Origin of the sequence: Polynucleobacter alcilacus (genome assembly GCF_018881545.1) — a bacterium.
Lineage (GTDB): Bacteria > Pseudomonadota > Gammaproteobacteria > Burkholderiales > Burkholderiaceae > Polynucleobacter > Polynucleobacter alcilacus.
Window position 1 is genome coordinate 1,959,523 of sequence record NZ_JACVQD010000001.1, and the last position, 16,893, is coordinate 1,976,415.

General features: G+C 45.6%; 19 protein-coding genes and 1 tRNA gene. All 20 read left to right on the top strand.

Annotation, left to right across the window (positions count from 1 at the left end):
- Positions 1 to 78 precede the first annotated feature (78 nt).
- Positions 79 to 570 carry a ribosome maturation factor RimP gene (rimP, locus tag ICN45_RS10060; protein WP_216175518.1) on the top strand — a complete coding sequence of 164 codons (492 nt, stop codon included), beginning with the start codon at positions 79 to 81 and terminating at the stop codon, positions 568 to 570.
- On the top strand, positions 567 to 2,048 hold the full coding sequence (gene nusA / locus ICN45_RS10065; RefSeq protein ID WP_216175519.1) for a transcription termination factor NusA: 1,482 nt from the start codon (positions 567 to 569) through the stop codon (positions 2,046 to 2,048). The genes rimP and nusA overlap by 4 nt, the downstream gene beginning before the upstream one ends.
- A 13-nt stretch (positions 2,049 to 2,061) precedes the next feature.
- Complete coding sequence (gene infB, locus ICN45_RS10070; protein WP_216175520.1) at positions 2,062 to 4,809, top strand: translation initiation factor IF-2; 2,748 nt, start codon at positions 2,062 to 2,064, stop codon at positions 4,807 to 4,809.
- Between the two features lie 11 nt (positions 4,810 to 4,820).
- The gene (gene rbfA / locus ICN45_RS10075; protein WP_216175521.1) at positions 4,821 to 5,189 is read left to right on the top strand and encodes a 30S ribosome-binding factor RbfA; all 369 of its coding nucleotides are present in this window, start codon (positions 4,821 to 4,823) and stop codon (positions 5,187 to 5,189) included.
- A gap of 3 nt (positions 5,190 to 5,192) precedes the next feature.
- Complete coding sequence (truB, locus tag ICN45_RS10080; RefSeq protein WP_216175522.1) at positions 5,193 to 6,104, top strand: tRNA pseudouridine(55) synthase TruB; 912 nt, start codon at positions 5,193 to 5,195, stop codon at positions 6,102 to 6,104.
- Positions 6,105 to 6,167: 63 nt separating this feature from the next.
- A complete protein-coding gene (gene typA, locus ICN45_RS10085) occupies positions 6,168 to 7,985 on the top strand; it encodes a translational GTPase TypA (RefSeq protein WP_216175523.1) in 1,818 nt (605 codons plus the stop codon).
- 86 nt (positions 7,986 to 8,071) lie between these two features.
- A complete protein-coding gene (locus tag ICN45_RS10090; RefSeq protein ID WP_216175524.1) occupies positions 8,072 to 8,401 on the top strand; it encodes an ArsR/SmtB family transcription factor in 330 nt (109 codons plus the stop codon).
- Entirely contained in the window at positions 8,398 to 8,877 is a 480-nt protein-coding gene (locus ICN45_RS10095) for an arsenate reductase ArsC (protein ID WP_216175525.1), read from the top strand. The genes ICN45_RS10090 and ICN45_RS10095 overlap by 4 nt, the downstream gene beginning before the upstream one ends.
- The gene (gene arsB, locus ICN45_RS10100) at positions 8,874 to 9,920 is read left to right on the top strand and encodes an ACR3 family arsenite efflux transporter (protein WP_216175526.1); all 1,047 of its coding nucleotides are present in this window, start codon (positions 8,874 to 8,876) and stop codon (positions 9,918 to 9,920) included. Before ICN45_RS10095 ends, arsB begins: the two co-directional genes overlap by 4 nt.
- 66 nt (positions 9,921 to 9,986) lie before the next feature.
- Complete coding sequence (locus ICN45_RS10105; RefSeq protein ID WP_216175701.1) at positions 9,987 to 10,970, top strand: tripartite tricarboxylate transporter substrate-binding protein; 984 nt, start codon at positions 9,987 to 9,989, stop codon at positions 10,968 to 10,970.
- Between the two features lie 225 nt (positions 10,971 to 11,195).
- Positions 11,196 to 11,579: a translational machinery protein gene (locus ICN45_RS10110; RefSeq protein ID WP_216175527.1), complete on the top strand. Its 384-nt coding sequence runs from the start codon at positions 11,196 to 11,198 to the stop codon at positions 11,577 to 11,579.
- Positions 11,576 to 11,842 carry a DUF1488 family protein gene (locus tag ICN45_RS10115; RefSeq protein ID WP_216175528.1) on the top strand — a complete coding sequence of 89 codons (267 nt, stop codon included), beginning with the start codon at positions 11,576 to 11,578 and terminating at the stop codon, positions 11,840 to 11,842. Before ICN45_RS10110 ends, ICN45_RS10115 begins: the two co-directional genes overlap by 4 nt.
- 30 nt (positions 11,843 to 11,872) lie before the next feature.
- The gene (locus ICN45_RS10120) at positions 11,873 to 12,121 is read left to right on the top strand and encodes a hypothetical protein (RefSeq protein WP_216175529.1); all 249 of its coding nucleotides are present in this window, start codon (positions 11,873 to 11,875) and stop codon (positions 12,119 to 12,121) included.
- Between the two features lie 48 nt (positions 12,122 to 12,169).
- The gene (locus ICN45_RS10125) at positions 12,170 to 13,069 is read left to right on the top strand and encodes a pseudouridine synthase (protein ID WP_216175530.1); all 900 of its coding nucleotides are present in this window, start codon (positions 12,170 to 12,172) and stop codon (positions 13,067 to 13,069) included.
- A 280-nt stretch (positions 13,070 to 13,349) separates the two neighbouring features.
- Positions 13,350 to 13,658 (top strand): hypothetical protein, encoded by a 309-nt coding sequence (locus tag ICN45_RS10130; protein WP_216175531.1) that lies wholly within the window; start codon positions 13,350 to 13,352, stop codon positions 13,656 to 13,658.
- A gap of 240 nt (positions 13,659 to 13,898) precedes the next feature.
- A complete protein-coding gene (locus tag ICN45_RS10135; protein WP_216175532.1) occupies positions 13,899 to 14,255 on the top strand; it encodes a PAS domain-containing protein in 357 nt (118 codons plus the stop codon).
- Positions 14,256 to 14,260: 5 nt separating this feature from the next.
- Positions 14,261 to 14,626, top strand: coding sequence for a DoxX family protein (locus ICN45_RS10140; RefSeq protein ID WP_216175533.1), 366 nt, complete (start codon positions 14,261 to 14,263; stop codon positions 14,624 to 14,626).
- Between the two features lie 123 nt (positions 14,627 to 14,749).
- Positions 14,750 to 15,832, top strand: coding sequence for a tRNA dihydrouridine(20/20a) synthase DusA (dusA, locus tag ICN45_RS10145; RefSeq protein ID WP_369411473.1), 1,083 nt, complete (start codon positions 14,750 to 14,752; stop codon positions 15,830 to 15,832).
- A gap of 68 nt (positions 15,833 to 15,900) precedes the next feature.
- A tRNA-His gene (locus ICN45_RS10150) sits at positions 15,901 to 15,976 on the top strand.
- Between the two features lie 54 nt (positions 15,977 to 16,030).
- Positions 16,031 to 16,807 (top strand): formylglycine-generating enzyme family protein, encoded by a 777-nt coding sequence (locus ICN45_RS10155; protein ID WP_216175535.1) that lies wholly within the window; start codon positions 16,031 to 16,033, stop codon positions 16,805 to 16,807.
- Positions 16,808 to 16,893: the final 86 nt, after the last annotated feature.

A 16,893-nucleotide genomic window follows, 5' to 3' on the forward strand; every position in this document is an offset into this window, starting at 1 on the left:
AGTCGGCCTGTTCTGAATTTCGAGAATATGGGCTTTGAAGCCCATTTTTTTTTGCCAATTTTGGTATGAAGGGGAGTCGTGAAGGATCAGCAGGTCATTTCTGCAGAGCTGGAAAACTTAGGTTACACGTTGGTCGATGTCGAACGTGAAGCCGGAGGGTTGCTGCGCGTCACGATTGAAAACCCGGATTATGAGCGTTTGATTTCTGTCCTCGATTGCGAAAAGGTGAGTCATCAACTGAGTTATGCCTTGCCAGTTGAGAACATTCCTTACGAGCGCTTAGAGATTTCTTCACCAGGCTTAGATCGCCCTGTGAAGAGTGCGCAGGATTATGAGCGCTTTGCTGGAATGGAAGTAGATTTGAAGTTGCGTGTTGCCGTAGGCAGTCGTAAGAATTTTCGTGGTGTGTTGCAAGGTTTGCTGACTGGTGAGTTGAACTCACCTGATGCGAAATTTGGTTTGGTATTCGAGGGTGCTGATGGTCAGCCCTCTCAATTGGAGTTTTCTTTAGCCGAGGTTGATAAAACCCGGTTGGTCCCTGTTATTGATTTCAAAGGAAGAAAGTCATGAGTCGAGAAGTTCTCATGTTGGCAGACGCCTTAGCGCGTGAAAAGAACGTTGATCAAGCTATTGTGTTCGAGGCGCTAGAAATGGCGCTGGCATCGGCCACTAAGAAACGCTATGCATCAGAGGATGTGGATATTCGCGTTGCGATTGACCGTGAATCTGGTGAATATGAAACCTTCCGTCGCTGGTTGGTGGTTCCAAATGAAGCCGGCCTGCAAGAGCCAGATAAAGAGATTCTGCAATTTGAAGCCCAAGAGCAGCTTGCTGATATGGAAGTGGGCGACTATATTGAAGAACAAATCGAATCCTTAGCATTCGGACGTATCGGCGCACAAGCGGCCAAGCAAGTGATCTTGCAGCGCATTCGTGATGCTGAGCGTGAGCAAATTTTGAACGACTACCTAGATCGTGGCGAAAAAGTCATGACGGGTACCGTTAAACGTGCTGACAAAAATGGTTTGATTATTGAATCTGGTCGCGTCGAAGCATTGCTCCGTCGTGATCAAATGATTCCAAAAGAGAATTTACGTTCTGGTGACCGTGTCCGTGCTTACATCCTTAAAGTAGATCGTGAAGCCCGTGGCCCACAAATCGAACTCTCCCGAACTTGTCCTGATTTCTTAATCAAGTTGTTCGAGAACGAAGTTCCAGAGATGGAGCAGGGCCTGTTAGAGATTAAAGGCGCAGCTCGTGACCCTGGTGTGCGTGCCAAGATTGCAGTCGTCACTTATGACAAGCGTATCGATCCAATCGGTACCTGTGTCGGTGTGCGTGGTACACGCGTGACCGCAGTTCGTAACGAAGTAGCTGGCGAAGCTGTAGATATCGTGTTGTGGTCTGAAGACCCAGCGCAGTTTGTGATTGGCGCTTTGGCCCCAGCACAAGTCTCCTCAATCGTAGTTGACGAAGAGCGTCATGCGATGGACGTAGTGGTTGATGACGAAAATTTAGCAATCGCCATTGGTCGTAGCGGACAAAACGTCCGTTTAGCGAGCGATTTGACTGGTTGGCAGATCAACATCATGACCCCTGAAGAGTCTGCTGAGAAGATCGAAAAAGAAGCTTCTTCTGTACGTCAGTTGTTTATGGACAAATTAGACGTTGACCTAGAAGTGGCAGATATTTTGATTGAAGAAGGTTTCAATACATTAGAGGAAGTAGCTTACGTGCCACTTTCAGAAATGTTAGAAATCGATTCATTTGATGAAGATACCGTGAATGAGCTCCGCACCCGTGCGCGTGATTCATTGCTGACGATGGAGTTAGCAAAAGAAGAGCGTGTTGGTGAAGTGTCTCAAGACTTGCGTTCCTTAGAGGGAATGACAACGGAATTGATTGCTAAGCTTGCTGATAATCAAGTTCACACCCGTGACGACCTTGCTGAACTAGCTGTTGATGAGCTGGTTGAGGCGACACAAATTGACGAAGAAACTGCGAAAACGCTCATCATGAAAGCGCGCGAACATTGGTTTACTTCATGAGAGGAAGTAGTGCATGGCAACAACAACAGTAAAAGTACTTGCTAAGGAACTGAAAAGAACCGCGGCTGACCTCTTGGAGCAATTGAAGGCAGCTGGGATCGATAAAAGTTCTGAAGACGAGAGTATTACGGAGAAGGATAAAACTGTGCTGCTCGAGCATTTGCAAAAAGCACACGGCAATGCCGATACTGGCGCTCGTAAAAAAATTACTTTAATCAAGCGCGAGAATTCGGAGATTCGTCAGGCAGATTCTGCTGGTCGTACGCGTACCGTTCAAGTTGAGGTTCGTAAAAAGCGTGTACTAGTAAAAGCGGGGGATAAAGCTCCTGTAGTTGAAGAGGCCCCAGTAAATGTGGCTGCCCCTGCAGCGTTAACTAAATCCATTCTTTCTGATGAAGAGTTAGAGAAGCGCGCAGCTGAAGCAGTTCGTCAAGCCGAATTATTAGCTCGTCAAGAAGCAGAAATGCAGGCAGCTCAAGAGGCTCGCCAAAAAGAGTTAGTACAACCTACTGATGAAGTTCAATCGGTAGACAAAGCTACTGCTGCAGCCGCTGTTGAAAAGAAGGTGCAAAGTGATAAAGCTGCAAAAGAACTAGCCGCTGGTAAAGAAAAAGAATTAGCAGAAATTCGGGTTCGTCGTGCTGCTGCTGAAGCTGAAGCTTTGGCAATTCGCGACATGATGAGTGCCCCTGCTCGCATTCTTAAGGCGCCAAGTGAAATTGCTGCAGAAGAAGCGAAAAAAGGTACTTTGCACAAACCTGCTAAAGCAGAAGGTGCCGACGATAAGAAGAAGGCTGTAGCAAAAGTCGGCGGTAAAACGATTAAGTCTTCTGAAACCTCCTCTACTTGGCAAGAAGAAGGTGCCAAGAAACCAGGTGGTCTGAAGACTCGTGGTGATTCATCCGGTGGTGTTGGTGGCTGGCGCTCAGGCGGCGGTCGTAAAAAGCAACGCCAAATTGCTGAAGCCAACGTTGATACCAATTTCCAAGTTCCAACGGAACCAGTGATTCATGATGTGCAAGTTCCTGAAACAATCACTGTTGCTGAGTTAGCGCATGCAATGGCAGTGAAGAGTGCGGAAGTGATTAAGTTATTGATGGGTATGGGTCAGATGGTTACCATCAATCAAGTGCTCGATCAAGATACGGCGATGATCATCGTTGAAGAAATGGGTCATAAAGCCCATGCGGCTAAATTGGATGATCCAGATTTCGATATCGGTACCGCTGGACATGATGCCGAGTTATTACCACGTCCACCAGTAGTAACGGTGATGGGTCACGTTGACCACGGTAAAACTTCTTTGCTCGACAAGATACGTGCAGCGAAGGTAGCAACCGGTGAAGCGGGTGGTATTACCCAGCACATTGGTGCGTACCACGTAGAAACACCACGCGGCATGATAACTTTCTTAGATACCCCAGGTCACGAAGCTTTTACGGCAATGCGAGCGCGCGGTGCTAAAGCAACGGATATCGTGATCTTGGTTGTTGCTGCAGATGATGGCGTGATGCCACAAACCAAAGAAGCGATTCACCATGCTGTTGCTGGTGGCGTGCCGATGGTAGTTGCAATTAACAAGATTGATAAGCCGGAAGCGAATTCGGATCGTGTGAAGACCGAGTTAGTGGCAGAGCAGGTAGTACCAGAAGAATACGGTGGCGATGTGCCATTTATTTCAGTATCTGCCAAAACGGGTGAAGGTATTGATGCGTTGTTAGAGAATGTGCTCTTGCAAGCTGAAATTTTGGAACTCAAAGCTCCAAGAGATGCTCCGGCACAAGGCTTGGTCATTGAAGCGCGTCTCGATAAAGGTAAGGGTCCAGTAGCAACCGTTTTGGTTCAGTCTGGAACTCTCAAGCGCGGCGATATGCTCTTGGCAGGCTCTACATTTGGACGTGTGCGCGCGATGATAGATGAGAATGGCAAGCCCTGTAATGAGGCTGGCCCATCTATTCCAGTAGAGATTCAAGGTCTATCAGAAGTTCCTGCTGCAGGTGAATCAGTCCAAGTAGTTCCGGATGAGCGTAAAGCACGTGAGATCGCACTCTTCCGTCAAGGCAAGTTCCGCGATGTGAAGTTGGCTAAGCAGCAGGCATTCAAGCTCGAGACCATGATGGAAAATATGGAAGAGGGCGCAATAGAGGCAAAGTTATTGCCTTTGATCATCAAGGCAGATGTACAAGGATCGCAAGAAGCCTTGGCGCAGTCCTTAATGAAGCTCTCTACTCCAGAAGTCAAAGTACAAATTGTTCACGCAGCGGTGGGCGGTATTACTGAGACCGACGTGAACTTGGCCGTCGCTTCTAAAGCAGTGATCATCGGCTTTAACTCCCGTGCTGATGCTGCTGCACGCAAGTTAGCCGAGAACAATGGTGTCGATATTCGTTATCACAACATTATTTATGACGCAGTAGACGAAGTGAAATTAGCTCTCAGTGGCATGTTGACTCCGGATAAGAAAGAAGAAATCACCGGTATGGTTGAAATCCGTCAAGTCTTCTTGGTATCTAAAGTGGGCGCCATTGCGGGTTGCTTGGTAGTTGATGGTATTGTCAAGCGTGTTTCCAGTGTTCGTCTCTTGCGTGACAATGTGGTTATCTGGTCTGGTGAGTTGGATTCACTCAAGCGCTTTAAAGATGATGCTAAAGAAGTGCGTGCTGGTGTGGAGTGTGGCTTGTCATTAAAAGGCTACAACGACATTCAAGAAGGTGATCAGCTTGAGGTGTTCGAAGTAACGGAAGTTGCTCGCTCACTCTAAGACTGCACAAGATGCATAAAACCAGTCCTCATCGTAACCAGCGTCTCGCCGATCAAATTCAGCGAGACTTGGCCGAGCTGATTCCGCGTGAGTTGCGTAGTCCTAGCTTAGGCTTGATTACGCTTCAAAGTATTGAGTTAACGCCAGACTTGGCGCATGCCAAAGTATTTTTTACGGTTTTAGGCGCTGAGCCAGAGCATGCCTTAAAAGCCTTGCAGGAAAAAGCAGGGTATCTTCACTCCTTGTTGTTTAAGCGCTTACATATTCATACTGTCCCTACTTTGCATTTTCACTATGACAGCTCTGTTGAGCATGGCATAGAGATGTCTCGATTGATCGATCAAGCTGTAGAGAGCGATCATAAAGACGAGAATAGTTAACTCATGGCTATTCGGATCGACGGTGTAGTGTTACTGGATAAGCCTATGGGAATGAGTTCTCAGGGTGCAGTAACTGCAGTTAAGCGCGCCCTTAATGCCGAAAAAGCAGGTCACACCGGTACTTTAGATCCTATGGCTACTGGTCTTTTGCCGATTTGCTTGGGCGAAGCGACGAAGTATTCACAAGACTTGCTAGAGGCCGATAAGACTTATATCGCGCGTGTGAAATTTGGATCACGCACGGATACTGGCGATGCTGAGGGTCAGGTTATCGAAGAGTTGCCTTTGCCTAGCTTTGGCAATGAAGCTGACATCCGAAACGCATTAGATGCATTGCTCTCTCAATTTACTGGGCTGATTGCACAAGTGCCGCCGATGTATTCAGCGCTCAAGCGGGATGGCAAGCCTTTATACGAATATGCACGCGCTGGTATTGAATTAGAGCGTACGCCGCGGGATATTACGATTCATCACATTCGCTGGACTAATATTCAGTGGCCTGAAGCGACTTTAGAAGTGAGTTGCAGCAAAGGCACCTATATTCGGGTGCTGGCAGAAGACCTTGGTAATGCATTGGCTTGTGGCGCCCATTTAGTGGGCTTACGTCGTACCGAAGTAGGGCACCTCACTTTAGAACAGTCATTTACGATTGAGTCTATTCAGAGTGGCACACAAAATAGCGCTAGCTATATATTGCCAGTAGATGCCTTGTTACAAACCTTGCCGCATTTAACCGTGGATGAACAACAAGCTAAGCGCTTAGAGATGGGGCAACGGGTTCCACTCAATCTACCCTCGATCGAAGCATTGGTGCGTATTTATCGCGCTACGGCTGCGCCCCATAATTTTATTGGTACTGCTGATTGGCGCTCGGGGGTATTGCATCCCAAGCGTTTGATTTCTCAGGCCCATTAATGAATTTGACTTATTTATTTATTAACCTCAATCCCATCCTACTATTCACTTTAGAAGCTTCACATGACTAAACGCGCACTTCGTAATATCGCCATCATCGCCCACGTTGACCACGGTAAAACTACTTTGGTTGACCAACTCTTGCGCCAATCAGGCACCTTCCGTTCCAATGAAAAAATGACCGAACGCGTCATGGACTCAAACGATTTGGAAAAAGAGCGTGGCATTACTATTTTGTCTAAGAACTGTGCAGTGGAATACGACGGTACTCACATCAACATTGTGGATACCCCAGGACATGCGGACTTCGGTGGTGAAGTAGAGCGCGTTCTCTCGATGGTTGATGGTGTTTTGCTCTTGGTTGATGCAGTTGAAGGCCCAATGCCCCAAACCCGTTTCGTTACCAAGAAAGCCTTGGCACTGGGTCTGAAGCCGATCGTAGTAATCAACAAAGTGGATCGTCCAGGTGCACGTTGTGATTACGTGATTAACGCTACCTTTGAGTTGTTTGACAAACTTGGCGCTACCGAAGAGCAGCTCGACTTCCCAATCATTTATGCATCAGGCTTAAACGGCTATGCAGGTATGAGTGAAGATATTCGTGAGGGTGACATGCGTCCTTTGTTTGACGCTGTTTTAGAACATGTTCCTGTCCGTGATGATGATCCAGATGGTCCTTTACAGTTCCAAATTTCCTCCATTGACTACAACAGTTATGTCGGCAAGATTGGTATTGGTCGTATCAACCGTGGCCGCGTTAAATCGGGCATGGAAGTGATTTGTTTAAATGGTCCAGATGGTGTGCCATTCAAAGGCCGTGTAAATCAGGTATTGAAGTTCAAGGGTCTCGAGCGTGAAATCGTTGAAGAAGCGATTGCGGGTGATATTGCCTTGATTAATGGTATTGAAGAGTTGGCGATTGGTACAACCGTTTGTGCGGTTGATAAACCGGATGCGTTGCCAATGCTCAAAATTGATGAGCCAACCTTGACCATGAACTTTATGGTAAACACCAGTCCGTTTGCAGGGCGTGAAGGTAAGTTTGTAACTAGCCGTCAAATTCGTGAGCGCTTAGACCGCGAATTGAAGTCCAATATGGCCTTGCGCGTAAAAGAAACCGATGACGATACGGTGTTTGAAGTATCTGGTCGTGGTGAGTTGCATTTGACGATCTTGGTTGAAACCATGCGTCGCGAAGGTTATGAGATGGCAGTTTCTCGTCCGCGCGTAGTGTTCCATGAAGAAGATGGTGTGAAGATGGAGCCGTATGAGAATTTAACCGTTGACGTGGAAGATGCTACCCAAGGCGCCGTGATGGAAGACTTGGGTAAGCGTAAGGGTGAGTTGCAAGACATGGTGAGTGACGGCAAAGGTCGTACCCGTCTTGAATACCGTATTCCTGCGCGTGGCTTGATCGGCTTCCAAGGGGACTTTATGACCATGACCCGCGGTAACGGGTTAATGAGTCATACCTTTGATTCTTATGCACCTGCTAAAGATGGTATTTTGGGTGAGCGCCATAACGGTGTATTGATCAGTCAAGATGATGGCGAAGCGGTTGCTTACGCGATTTGGAAATTGCAAGACCGTGGTCGCATGTTCGTAAAACATGGTGACCCTGTTTATGAAGGTATGGTGATTGGTATTCATAGTCGGGATAACGATTTAGTTGTTAACCCAATTAAGGGTAAGCAATTAACGAACGTGCGCTCTTCTGGTACTGATGAAGCAGTGCGCTTGGTAACCCCAATTGATTTGACCTTGGAATACGCCGTAGAATTTATTAGCGATGATGAATTGGTTGAAGTAACACCAAAGAGTGTGCGTGTTCGTAAGCGCTACCTCAAGGAGCACGATCGTAAGAAGGCATCACGCGAGTAAACAATGAAAGCAGCCTTAAAAGCCACCTGCGGGTGGCTTTTTTATTGTCATCAATTAGTCATATATATTTCTATATAATTGGAAATATGAAAAACACTCATGCAATACAGGCCTTCTTGGCGCTGGGTCAAGAATCCCGACTGAATATTTTCCGTTTAATTGTTCAGCGGGGAAATGAGGGCCTTACGCCCAGCCAAATTATTGAGAAATTAGGCATTCCCAATGCCACGCTCAGTTTTCACCTCAAAGAGTTGGTGCTGGCTGATTTGCTCTTGGTGGAAAGACAAAGTCGTAATCTGATCTATCGCCCCAATGCCAAGCTCGTTCAAGATTTAAGTGAGTTTTTATTGGACAACTGTTGTGGTGGCAATACTTGCATGCCCGTTAAAGTAATAAAGAAAGTGAAAGCCATATGAAAACCTACAACATTCTATTTTTGTGCACCCATAATTCGGCGCGCTCGATTATTGGTGAAGCCCTAGCATCAACCCATCCAAGCGGTAAGCTGAAGGGCTTCTCTGCAGGCTCAACGCCTGGCACAAGCATCAATCCCTATACAATGGAAATTGCAAAAGAATTGGGTGTTGATACGCACTTACTCAGATCTAAAAGTTGGGATGTATTTGCTGAGCCAGATGCCCCGAAGATGGATTTCATTATTACGGTTTGTGATAACGCGGCCGGGGAGCAATGCCCATTTTGGCCAGGCCAGCCAGTAACAGCCCATTGGGGGTTTCCTGATCCGTCACAAGTGCAAGGTACCGATCTAGAAAAGAAAACGGCTTTTGTCAGCGTCTTGAACGGCTTAAAAGAGCGCATTGATATCTTAGCTTCTTTACCTTTAGATAAACTAAATTCAATCAGTTTGCGGGAAATCCACACCACAGTATGAGTTCACTTACCAAAAAACTTTCCTTTCTAGACCGTTATCTCACAGTCTGGATCTTCGCAGCTATGGCGCTAGGTATTAGCTTGGGCTATTTCTTTCCAGGGGTAGAGGGTCTCATCAACTCCTTTCAGGTAGGTAGCACTAACTACCCGATTGCTATTGGCTTGATCTTGATGATGTATCCCCCATTTGCGAAGGTGAGGTATGAAGATTTACCACAGGTATTTAGAGACAAGAAGATCTTTGCCATTGCTTTTCTGATGAATTGGATTATTGCGCCCATCTTTATGTTCTTTCTCGCAATTACTTTTGTACCTAATCAACCAGAATATATGGCGGGGCTCATATTAATTGGGATTGCGCCGTGTATTGCCATGGTGATTGTATGGAACGATATTGCTAAGGGCTCAACAGAATATGCCGCAGGCTTAGTGGCATTTAATGCCATTTTTCAGGTCTTATTCTTTAGCCTCTATGCCTATATATTCTTGACAGTATTGCCGCCACTATTTGGGCTTTCTGGAACAAACGTCAGTATCACAATTGGTGAGATTGCAAAGACCGTCTTTATCTATCTCGGTATACCTTGCATCGCAGGCTTGCTAACCCGATTTGTGATGCTTAAGTTTGTTTCTAAAGAGTGGTATCACGAACACTTTGTGCCAAAGATTGGCAAAATCACTTTAATAGCATTGTTATTTACCATCGTTGTGATGTTTAGCCTCAAAGGGAAGTTAATCCTTGAGCTCCCAGGCGATGTTTTAACGATCTCCATTCCCTTGTTGATTTACTTTGGCGTGATGTTTATCTTGACCTTTGCGCTCACAGCCAAGATGGGTATTGATTACAAACGCTGCTGCACCTTATCGTTCACGGCCTCCAGTAACAACTTTGAGTTAGCCATTGCCGTCGCGATTGCAGTCTTTGGTATTAATTCGGGGGCTGCTTTTGCAGCAGTGATAGGGCCTTTGGTTGAGGTTCCGATCATGATTGGGCTGGTAAGCGTCGCCTTAGGGATTAAAGAGCGTTATTTCGGGGGTGTTTAGTTATAAACTACTAGTTTGAACGTAAAACCGCGAAAGGTTAGAAATCCCGTGAAAACGCCTCTTTTAATTTCCCGTATTTCCAGTTTTGCTGCTATCTCACTGTGTGTATTTAGTGTCAGTATTTCTGCTGCACATGCCGCTGATTTTCCTGGTGATCGTCCAATCACCTTAGTGGTTCCATTTTCCGCTGGTGGCCCAACCGATAAAGTAGCCCGTGAACTCGCACTCGCGATGGGCAAGCAACTCAAAGGCCAAGTGATTGTAGATAACAGTCCTGGTGCCGGTGGCACGATTGCAGCAAAACGCGTGATTAATTCTAAGAACGATGGCTATACCTTGCTGATCCACCATATTGGCATGTCTACTGCTCCTGCCTTGTATAAGAACTTGGGCTTTGACCCGATGACTGATTATGAATACGTTGGCCAAGTGGCTGACGTGCCGATGATTCTGGTTGGTAATAAAGACCTGCCTCCTAAAAACTATCCAGAATTGCTGCCCTATATGAAGGCAAATGCTGGGAAGATTGCTTATGCAAATGCGGGTATCGGTTCTGCTAGTCACTTATGCGGCCTACTCTTTATGAGCCGAATTCAGCTGGATTTAACCACCGTGCCTTACAAAGGAACGGCGCCTGCTTTGACGGATTTGATTGGCGGTCAAGTGCAGTTGATGTGTGATCAGACAACGAATCTTTCTGGGCAGTTAGCTACCAATGCGGTTAAGCCTTATGGCACAACCACCATGCAACGCATTAAAGCATTTGACAAGATTCCTACTTTGAACGAGCAGGGCTTGAAGAACTTTGAAGTCAAGGTATGGCATGGTGTGTATGCACCGAAGGGCACACCAAAAGGAGAGATGGACAAGTTAGCCAAAGCATTGCAAGGCGCTATTCAAGATCCAATCTACAAGCAACACATGGCTGAATTAGGTGTTGAGATTCCATCACAAGCGAATGCCACCCCTGAAGGCCTGAAGAAACACCTCAAAGCACAGATTGATTTGTGGTCACCCATTATTAAAGCTGCTGGTATCTACGCAGACTAAACGCAAGATTGCCTAAAGTAGTTCAATGGCATCAGAAGTTCAATAACATAACCGCCTTCGGGCGGTTATGTTTCTCTATATTTGATGCTCAATTTCTTTATTTGCCAATCACCACTTTTAAAGTTTGATAGAGCGCTTTAATTTGACTTAAATCAAGTGGCTTCATGCTTCTATCACTATTTAAGAGTATGGTGAAAGATTCACCATCATCACGCTAGGATAGCAATGTCATTAAATCATGCAGTCATCTGGATCGACCATCAAGAAGCCCACGTCCTGTTTTTGAGTGAGGAGGCAAGTGAGGCTGAAGTAATTAAGACTAAGTCAAGCCATGCCCATTTACACCACAAGGGTGGGGCAGTTGGAAGCGGTAAATTAGAATTGGATTCAAAATATCTACATTCCGTTATGCAAGCTGTAGTGCTGTCAAAAGAGATTCTGGTGATTGGTCCAGGATCCGCCAAATTAGAGCTGATTAAGCATGCTCATCATCATGATCCGAAGGTAGCCGAGAAGATTGTTGGTGTAGAAACTGTTGATCATCCAAGCGATAAAGAAATCTTAGCGTATGCACGCAAGTTTTTCTACAAAGCGGATCAAATGTTATGAATATTATGTTCATAGGGCCAGCGAGTCTGGCTATAGATGGTGGCGTAGCTTATCTAGCTACAGTCGATGGGAAGAATGTCGAGTGTCACTTTAGTTACGAGGCGCTTGAAGATATCGATCCAGATGCGGTATTTGGTGATGCTTTAGAGCACTTCTCTCATCACCAGCTGATGCTTTTATCTGCTGCAGAAAAGAAACTGATTAAAGGTATTGCTCATGATGGTAAGCTACTCATCAATAGTAACGATCTCAGAATAGATTAATATTCTCAGTAATTAGATGAAGGGATGTAAATGACTCAAGAACCATTGGATTCAGACGGTTTACCTGGACATGATTATTTCTTAGACGCCGTCAATCATATTGATGAGGCTGTAGAGAACAGCACCATCGCTGCTGGTGCTGCCAAAGGGTTGATTTACAGCATTGTTGAAACCTTAGGCACCATGGTTGGTGATCCAGACCTGCCAGCACATATGCGCTCTGGATACGAAGGGACTTTGGAGTTGGCTCGCGAGTTGCAGGCGAAGTTAAAGGGATAAAGAAACAAAGGAATAAAGCGTTAAAACAACCATCAATAGAAGTGAGCAATGAAAGTCAATTCCGAGGGAGTCTCTTCTTCGCGTGTCTATTTACCTGCAGATGCGACGTATCCCAATCTGCTGGATTTCTTTATTAAGGCATTCCCCCATATTGAAAAAAATGAGTGGGTAGAGCGATTTGATGCAGGCTTAGTGTTGACAGAGGAAGGTCACTCAGTCCAGGCCTTAGAGGCCTATCGACCCAATATTCACTTAATGTATTTCAGGCGCCTAGCTAGAGAGCCGGAGATCCCTTTTGAGGAAGTGATCTTATTTCAGGATGAGCATCTGGTAGTAGCAGATAAACCCCACTTTTTACCAGTAACACCCAGCGGCCTGTATTTACATCAAACCTTATTGAATCGCCTCAAGAAAAAAACCGGTATACAAACGCTTAGTCCGATTCATCGCATCGATCGAGATACCGCTGGCTTAGTTCTCTTTTCTGTCAAGCCAGATGAAAGAGCGCTGTATCAAAATTTATTTAGAGATCGGGCTGTTAAAAAGGTATACGAAGCAATTGCACCCTATTCAGAGGCGCTTATGCAGAGACTGCCCATGACCTATCAAAGTAGGATTGAAGAGTCTGAGCACTTTTTACAGATGGAGGAAGTGCAGGGCGAACCGAATACGGATACCTTTATAGAGTTGCTAGAAATACATCAACCTTGGGCTAAATATCGCTTAACTCCTGGGAGCGGCAAAAAGCATCAACTGCGCTGCCACCTCAATGCCCTCCATATTCCGATTCAGAATGATCAGATCTACCCTGTTCTCACGCCTTATCAAGAATATGATCTGGACTTCTCAAAACGATTGCAGTTGCTAGCAAAGGAAATCCATTTCATCGATCCATTGACGAATGAAGCGCGCTCGTTCTTGAGTAAACAAGCGCTAGGAATCGCCTAATAACTAGTATATTTATACTAACTTAATCTTCATGATGCTTTATTTGTAGATTGAGCAAAAATCCACTGTATTCAATGGGTTTTGCTTTGTAGCCATTCTCCCCGCGGTTTGAGTGGAAGCCTTAGGGTAAGATATGTCACAGCCCCGAAAGGACATGCCAATCAAGTTTGCCCTAGGTTGCTGATTGAGTCAGTTTTGTCATTTAATTGATATCAATTTTAGGTAGTATCAACACAGCTAATTGCAATTAGGTAATAGCTTTTACGATGAAAGAATTTATATGGCACATGTTGGACATAGTTGGTTAAAAACGAATCCTGGAAGTTATCAAAAGGTATGTGATCGTTATCATCAATTTGCTTCAGAAGTTTTGGCTCATAATGCTGATCTTCATGACGTCATTATTGTTGGCAACCAAGCGCAAAATACGATTGAAGGTTTTGGTATTTGGGAAAATGCTGCTCATGCTGCATCCCTAGAAGACACTCAAGATTTTGCAGCATTCTTGGCTGATGTTGCCGATGATTTAGCTGAACCATATCATCGCAATGACTTAGTATTGCTTTATCGCATGAATCCAAAGCCTTAAAAGTTTTTTACTTTTAAACGCGGACCCGCCTTCGAGCGGGTTTTTTCTTGTCTGCTAACACCACTAATGGGTCGTAAAGCACTTGCGAACCCTAGCCTAGCTGGGGTGAGTGATTGCTTCTAGCTCCAGAGCAGCCAGAGGGGTCAACGGAACTGATCGGGGGGTAGGGGGTCTGATATGCTTACTAGGGTAATTAATAATCAACAAAGCTGAGACGTACTCTTAGATCATGGAGATAAGATGAATATTCAATTGAGTGATGTTATCGATCTGATGCCTGAAGTGATTTTTTATAAAGATTTAAATGGGCTATATCAGGGAGGTAACTTGGCATGGGCGGAGTTGATTGGAAAACCAGTCAGTCAAATGATTGGCAAATCCGATTTAGATATCTTCCCTAAAGAAAGTGCCGAGATTTACCATAACAATGATTTAAAAATGTTGGCACTGAAACAAGAAACTCGAAATCAGGAATGGATTCAGTATCCTGATGGAAGAAGAGTTTTTGTAGAGACTCAAAAAACCCCAATCCGCAACAAGGATGGAGAAGTGATTGGTTTATTTGGGATATGCCGACCAGTGACTAAGGTTTCATAAGGCTGATGATGTTTGACTTTGATCTGAGCAATGGCTATGTAGTACTGAGAATAATTTGTGGCTTATTCATGTTGCCGAATGCGGCTGCAAAAATACGTAATCCCGCTGCTTCAGTAGGTTTTTTTGAATCTGCTGGTTTCCCACAAGCTAAGTTATTCGTTTACTTTACAACTGCTTTTGAAATCGTTATTGGTATTTCCTTAGTCGTTGGTATTTTTGCGCCCTATGCAGCAGGCTTTACTGCCGCTTTCATGTTTGTTGCTGCCCTTGTTGATTACAAAGTCAATAAGACTTGGTTGTGGACAAATCGTGGGTGTGAATATCCCTTGTTTTGGGGTATTTGTGCATTGATAGTTGCGCTCAATATATGATTCTGGCTGCGCTTATTTAGTAACTGACTTTTATGAATTGGATGGCATCTGCCACAGCTTTATCTTGCTTTTAGCCGAAAGACACTAAAATCATTGCTATCAAACGAATGACTCAAAGTGTCCGTGAAAAATAAAGAGAATAAAAGATTGGCTGTTGCACCCATGATGGAGTGGACGGATCGCCATTGCCGCTCTTTTCATCGCACCTTGACAAAAGAGGCGGTCCTTTATACCGAGATGGTCACAACCGGTGCCTTGATGCATGGTGACCTTCCACGCCATTTAGATTATTCGCAAGACCAACATCCAGTAGTACTGCAATTAGGCGGTTCAGAGCCTCAAGACTTAGCTCAGTCAGCAGAGTTAGCGCAGCAGTGGGGCTACGATGAGATTGACCTCAATTGCGGCTGTCCATCAGAAAGAGTACAACGGGGTGCTTTTGGTGCCTGCTTGATGGCCGAACCCCATTTGGTGGCAGATTGCGTTAAAGCGATGAGAAGTGCGGTAGATATTCCGATCTCGGTTAAACATAGACTGGGATTGGATTCAATGGATGCGTCTAGCTCAGAAAAAGATTATCAATTTGCACTGGATTTCATATTGGCGGTGGCAGATGCCGGTGCCAGCCAGGTCACGATTCATGCACGCAATGCAGTACTCAAAGGCTTATCCCCCAAAGAGAATCGCAGCAAACCCCCATTGCGGTATGAGGTGGCTGCCAAGCTGAGGTTAGATGCCCAAAAACAATTCCCTCATCTTAAAGTCTTGCTCAATGGAGGCCTAGAAACCAATGAACAGATCGCAGGCAACTGGGATGACTTCGATGGTTTTATGGTGGGTAGGGCGGCGTACCATTTTCCTGCGATGTTGCTGGGTTGGGATGATCTGGTGAATAGCAATGGTGAAGCCGCAGGCTATCTCTTTAGCGAGACCGAATGGCACCGCATTCAAATTGGCTTAGTAAAACAAGTGCAAGCGTGGTTTGATGAATGCCAAGCCAAACAAAAACCGTTTTACATTGGTGCCTTCACTAGACATATCCTAGGCCTAGCCCACGGTAGGGCCGGATCAAGATATTGGCGCCAGCGGCTCTCTGATCACCATGCCCTAGGCAAGGTACAGAGCACAGCAGCGATTGCGGATTTTTTCTTAGATGCCAGTCTCACCTTAGGTGACTGGGCGGCTTTTGAGTTAGAAAGTGCCTAAGGTAAAAGCTAGCAACGCTATTTTTGACAGGTTTTTGAGCTAAAAGCTATAATGTCATCTCATCAACGGCGGACGTAGCTCAGTTGGTAGAGTCCCAGATTGTGATTCTGGTTGTCGCGGGTTCGAGCCCCGTCGTTCGCCCCACTATTTATTATTAAAAGGCTCTTGATTGGAGCCTTTTCTATTACAGTAGTCACCATGAAAAAGTTTGACATCACTGCGATTCTGTTTGGCCTATTGCTCAGCGCTGTGGCCTTGTATTTCATGCTGAAGCCTTCTGCGAGTCAAGCTGCGCCAAGCTCTTCGATCGCTACTGTGCAAATAGGGAATTTGGCTTGGGACCAAACTGAGATGACGATTGCTGATGTCAAAGGTTTCGCTAATGCAACAGGCTTCACTAGTCAGGCCGAGAAAAATGGGGGCGGTCTTTCTTATCAAGCCGGCTTTGTAAAGAAGGCAGGCTGGACTTGGAAAACACCGTATGGCGTCCCAGCAAATGATGCTGAACCGGCGGTGCACCTGAACCAAAAAGAGGCTGAATCCATTTGTCGTTATTACGGCAAACGCTTACCCACCGAAGGAGAATGGATCAGTGCTGCATTCTTGGAGCAAAGAGCCAATCCACCTGCGGGATATATAAAAGGACAGCGCTATCCATTTCCAGGTGGTAGCAATCCAAGCCCTTCCCATTGTTTAAGTGGCTGTGGTGATTACAAAGGACTCGCCCCAGCAGGTGCACTCAACCGCGGAACTGGCCATGTCATCGCGGGTAGCACAAAGCCGGGTGTGAATGGACTGTATGACATGGGTGGCAATGTTTGGGAGTGGACGGCTACTGAAAAAAATGGTGGCTACATCACTCGGGGCGCTTCTTGGTGGTACGGTCCAGATAGACAGCAAGAGTCTGATGTGGAATCGAAGCTCGCTGAGATTGGGGTGGTTTATATCGGCTTTCGTTGTGTAAGCGATAAATAAACCGTATTTTGTTAGTATATATCTACTAATTATCCGAATTACACGCCACTACAGCTCCTCAGCCCCTCTTTTCAAGAGAGAAACTA

Bases quoted from the DNA above. Each gene is read 5' to 3' on its own strand.
- ICN45_RS10125 (WP_216175530.1), top strand. From the start codon at position 12,170: ATGAAAGTCAATTCCGAGGGAGTCTCTTCTTCGCGTGTCTATTTACCT.
- rbfA (WP_216175521.1), top strand. From the start codon at position 4,821: ATGCATAAAACCAGTCCTCATCGTAACCAGCGTCTCGCCGATCAAATT.
- ICN45_RS10090 (WP_216175524.1), top strand. From the start codon at position 8,072: ATGAAAAACACTCATGCAATACAGGCCTTCTTGGCGCTGGGTCAAGAA.
- ICN45_RS10130 (WP_216175531.1), top strand. From the start codon at position 13,350: ATGGCACATGTTGGACATAGTTGGTTAAAAACGAATCCTGGAAGTTAT.
- ICN45_RS10110 (WP_216175527.1), top strand. From the start codon at position 11,196: ATGTCATTAAATCATGCAGTCATCTGGATCGACCATCAAGAAGCCCAC.
- ICN45_RS10120 (WP_216175529.1), top strand. From the start codon at position 11,873: ATGACTCAAGAACCATTGGATTCAGACGGTTTACCTGGACATGATTAT.
- ICN45_RS10115 (WP_216175528.1), top strand. From the start codon at position 11,576: ATGAATATTATGTTCATAGGGCCAGCGAGTCTGGCTATAGATGGTGGC.
- typA (WP_216175523.1), top strand. From the start codon at position 6,168: ATGACTAAACGCGCACTTCGTAATATCGCCATCATCGCCCACGTTGAC.
- truB (WP_216175522.1), top strand. From the start codon at position 5,193: ATGGCTATTCGGATCGACGGTGTAGTGTTACTGGATAAGCCTATGGGA.
- nusA (WP_216175519.1), top strand. From the start codon at position 567: ATGAGTCGAGAAGTTCTCATGTTGGCAGACGCCTTAGCGCGTGAAAAG.
- ICN45_RS10135 (WP_216175532.1), top strand. From the start codon at position 13,899: ATGAATATTCAATTGAGTGATGTTATCGATCTGATGCCTGAAGTGATT.
- infB (WP_216175520.1), top strand. From the start codon at position 2,062: ATGGCAACAACAACAGTAAAAGTACTTGCTAAGGAACTGAAAAGAACC.
- ICN45_RS10140 (WP_216175533.1), top strand. From the start codon at position 14,261: ATGATGTTTGACTTTGATCTGAGCAATGGCTATGTAGTACTGAGAATA.
- ICN45_RS10095 (WP_216175525.1), top strand. From the start codon at position 8,398: ATGAAAACCTACAACATTCTATTTTTGTGCACCCATAATTCGGCGCGC.
- ICN45_RS10155 (WP_216175535.1), top strand. From the start codon at position 16,031: ATGAAAAAGTTTGACATCACTGCGATTCTGTTTGGCCTATTGCTCAGC.
- arsB (WP_216175526.1), top strand. From the start codon at position 8,874: ATGAGTTCACTTACCAAAAAACTTTCCTTTCTAGACCGTTATCTCACA.